The organism is Lutispora sp., assembly GCF_041687175.1.
GTDB lineage: Bacteria > Bacillota > Clostridia > Lutisporales > Lutisporaceae > Lutispora.
In genome coordinates this window covers 1-3,940 of record NZ_JAWLCK010000186.1, presented here as the reverse complement: position 1 = coordinate 3,940, position 3,940 = coordinate 1, and the positions used below count along the sequence as shown (strand labels likewise).

The 3,940-nt window shown below is 33.4% G+C and carries 4 protein-coding genes; 3 read left to right on the top strand and 1 reads right to left on the bottom strand.

The features are described from left to right. Together ACESM9_RS14910 and holA are read left to right on the top strand one after the other, a co-directional pair. The coding region (locus tag ACESM9_RS14910) for a ComEC/Rec2 family competence protein (RefSeq protein WP_373000495.1) at positions 1-1,225 on the top strand (1,225 nt) is incomplete at its 5' end. Positions 1,226-1,255: 30 nt separating this feature from the next. Beyond that, positions 1,256-2,314, top strand: a complete 1,059-nt coding sequence (gene holA / locus ACESM9_RS14905; protein WP_373000491.1) for a DNA polymerase III subunit delta — start codon at positions 1,256-1,258, stop codon at positions 2,312-2,314. A gap of 123 nt (positions 2,315-2,437) precedes the next feature. Here the strand turns inward: holA and rpsT are convergent, their stop codons facing one another. Further along, entirely contained in the window at positions 2,438-2,701 is a 264-nt protein-coding gene (gene rpsT / locus ACESM9_RS14900; protein ID WP_373000488.1) for a 30S ribosomal protein S20, read from the bottom strand. 173 nt (positions 2,702-2,874) lie between these two features. On the opposite strand from rpsT, the gene gpr reads away from it, so the two are divergent. Further along, positions 2,875-3,849 carry a GPR endopeptidase gene (gpr, locus tag ACESM9_RS14895; protein WP_373000485.1) on the top strand — a complete coding sequence of 325 codons (975 nt, stop codon included), beginning with the start codon at positions 2,875-2,877 and terminating at the stop codon, positions 3,847-3,849. Positions 3,850-3,940 lie beyond the last annotated feature (91 nt).

Genomic DNA, 3,940 nt, shown 5'->3' with positions numbered 1-3,940 from the left:
ATCAGTTGCTTTATCCATAGCCATTCAGCTAGGAATAGCACCTATCTTGATTCATTATTTTCAGTTTTTATCTATAATGAATATATTTCTGAATATTATTGCTGTACCACTAACCTTTGCTATTATTGCTATAGCTTTTCCAGGCATTATTCTTGGAATTTTTTTACCTACTATCTCAATATATGTTTTAGCAGCAGATTACTATCTGATATCATTATTGATAAAGATAGTAGAGATCTTTGGCAATCTTCCCTTAGCAGGCATAAATGTTTCTTCATTGCCTATTTATATCTATTTGATATACTATTTATTGCTTTTTGGGTTCATCAATTATAAGGGTAATATAGGTTATTATATGTGGAAATTGAGATTCTACATATACATGGCAGCAGTTGTATTTATGATAATCATTGGTATAAAATATATTATCAATGATGATCTGAGAATAGTAGTTCTAGATGTAGGACAGGGGGATTCTATTCTCATAACCACACCAAAAGGCAAAAATGTATTGATAGATGGAGGGGGTTCTGCCTCAGAAGGTGAATACTACTATGATGTGGGAACGAAAATCACAGTACCTGCCTTGCGAAAGCTAGGTGTATGGGGTATTGATACAATTATGTTGTCTCATATTCATGAGGATCATATAGAAGGGCTTATCAGTGTGGCTGAAGAATTTAATATAAAGAATGTTGTACTGCCTAAAACTCCCTTTTCCAATGATAAACTTGAAATGCTGATAAATATATCAAGAAATAAAGGTTCAAACATATTCTATGTTGGAGAAAATGATAAGCTGATGCTGGAAAAAGATATTTGTATGGAGATTCTATCACCAGTTGATGAACTGGTAAAGGGAACGTCCTCAGATGAGAATAATAATTCAATAGTTGCTAAACTCAAATATAAAAAGTTCTCAATGATATTTACAGGAGATATAGAAAAAGAAGCGGAATACATATTGAAGGATAAGGATATAGGGTCTACTGTTTTGAAGGTGCCGCACCATGGCAGTTTTACTTCTTCCAGCAGGGAGTTTATAGAAAAGGTTTCACCAAAGGTATCTTTAATTACTGTTGGGAAGAATTTCTACGGACATCCTTCTAAACAAACATTGGAAAATATTGAGGAAGCTGGGTCAACTATTTATAGAACAGATATCAATGGAGCAATAGAAATAATTACAAACGGTCTAAAATTAGAATTAACAAGTGTAAGATAAAAAATGGACTATAAACCTAGGAGGAATAATATGTATAGGTCTTTTATAAACGATCTTAGATCCGGAGATATAAGCAATTTATACTTGCTATATGGAAACGAAAGGTTTTTGCTGGACAAAGCTGTAGAAGAGTTGAAGGATAATATACTGACAGGCTTCCCGGAAATCAACCTCTCTGTTTTTGAAGATGACACATTTGAAATAACAAATTTAGTGAACGCTTGCAGTTCTCTACCCTTTTGCGGAGAAAAAAGGTTAGTCTTGGTGAAGGATTATTCAGGTCTTGTGTCAAAATCAAAAAAAAACAATGAAGAAGAAACTGAAGAGACAAAGGTTAATGATAAATCAGATGACTTTAAGTTTATTGCAGAAATGCCTGAAACTACTTGTCTGATATTTATGAATCACGGTGATGTAGATGGGAGAAAAAAGCTATTTAAGTATATTAATAAGATGGGTAAGGTATATAAATTTGATAGGATAGGTAAGGGTGATTTGATCCAATGGATTAAAGGACATTTTACTAGAGCAGAAAAAGTAATAAACCCATCCCTTGTGGAGTATTTTGCTGATAATATTGGTTACCTGGACAGGAATTCTGACACCAATCTATATCATGTACAGAATGAAATAAATAAGATTTTGGCTTATGTGGGAGACGAAAAAATAGTTACTGAAGAGCATTTGAAGCAGTTATCAATAAAGAGCCTTGATAATGATATATTCAAGCTTATAGACGCCTGTTGGCAAAAGAACATCTCAGAAAGCCTTAAAATATATAATGATATGCTTTTAGCAGGAGAACATTCATTTATGATTCTCTCCATGCTTTCAAAAGGAATAAAAAACCTGATAAAAATAAAAGAATTGAAAAATCAAGGATTAAGTATAAAAGAAATTTCCCAAAAAGCCAAGATACACGAATATACTGTAAAGCTTTATTTGAGACATATAGATAAAATGAGTTTTAGTATATTGGATAGAGCCCTTGAAAGATGTACCTTATGTGAAAGAGATATTAAAAGCGGCAGACTATATGAGCGGCTTTCATTTGAAATGCTTTTTATCTCTCTTTTTGAAAATTCATAGGAAAGCCTTAATTCCTTTAATATTAACCTGAGCAAATTATATTGTGAAAGCTTCCACTAGGTGTCTTTCTTTTGAACTACAATAGCAAAAACCCTGGCAAAATGCCAGGGTTATTATACTCTATTACATTGCAGCCTTCATTTTGTTTGAAAGTCTGGACTTTTTCCTAGCAGCTGTGTTTTTGTGAATAGTACCTTTCGCAGCCGCCTTGTCAATTAAGCTGACAGCCTTTCTATATAGATTCTGAGCCTCCTCAAGATTTCCGGCCTTAACTGAATCTTCGAATTTCTTTATTGAAGTTTTCAAGGAGGATATAATCATCTTATTCCTACGAGTTTTGAACTCTGCAACTTTTATTCTTTTAATCGCTGATTTGATATTAGCCAATATATTCACCTCCTTCAAAAATCAATTAACAAATGGTATTTTATCACACAGCATGTTAAAAAGCAATAGTCTCCTAAAAGTATTGTGTAGATGTATTATGCATATAATACATAAAAATATTGATAATATTACTGCAGAAAAGATATGAAAAGAATTATGTCGGAGGTAAAGATATGACAAGTATAAGAACTGATTTAGCTTTGGAAGCAAAAGAATTTCATGAGAGTAAAAGCAAAGAGAGCATTCCTGGGGTTAGAGTTGATACAGACGGAGATAAGGATATAAAAATAACCAGGGTAAGAATAGAAGATGAAACTGGTGCAAGATTGATGGGAAAACCGGTGGGTAACTATATAACAATTGAAGTTCCCAGACTAAAAGAAAAAGATATTGATTTGATGGAGGATGTGAGTAGAACTTTAGCTAAAGAGATAATAAGCCTGGTAAAACTAGACGACAAATCTGTGATTCTGGTGGTAGGATTGGGGAATTGGAACATCACTCCAGATTCATTGGGACCGAAGGTCATTGAAAAAATAATGGTCACAAGACATATGACCGAATTTTTGCCAGATCAGATTGATGATAGTGTAAGATCTGTTTGTGCATTATCCCCTGGAGTTTTGGGTATTACTGGTATAGAGACAAGTGAGATAATACTAGGAGTGGTAAACCGGGTTAAACCTGATCTTGTAATTGCAATAGATGCTTTGGCCTCAAGAAAACTTGAAAGAGTCAATACGACAATTCAGATTGCGGATACAGGTATAAATCCTGGCTCAGGGGTTGGCAATAATAGAAAGGAATTAAGTCAAAAAAGCATGGGAGTCCCTGTGATTGCAATAGGTGTGCCCACTGTAGTTGATGCTGCTACCATGGCAAATGATACCATCGATTTGGTTATTGATAACCTTATTAAACAAGCTCAGAAGGAAAAGAGCTTTTATGAAATGCTGAAGAATATTAATCGAGAGGAAAAGATGACTCTTATAAATGAGGTTTTGGCACCCCATATGGGATCTCTAATGGTTACCCCTAAGGAAATAGATGGTTTTATAGAAGATATTTCTGATGTAATTGCAGATGGTTTGAATATTTCATTGCACCCTGGGATACATATGGATGATGTACATAGGTTTATAAATTAATTTGTCTCCAATGTTTTTATCATAAAAATATCTGTGCGGCATATAAGTTTAAATATATATTTTATTTTCTTTTTTTTCATGCAATGTAAAG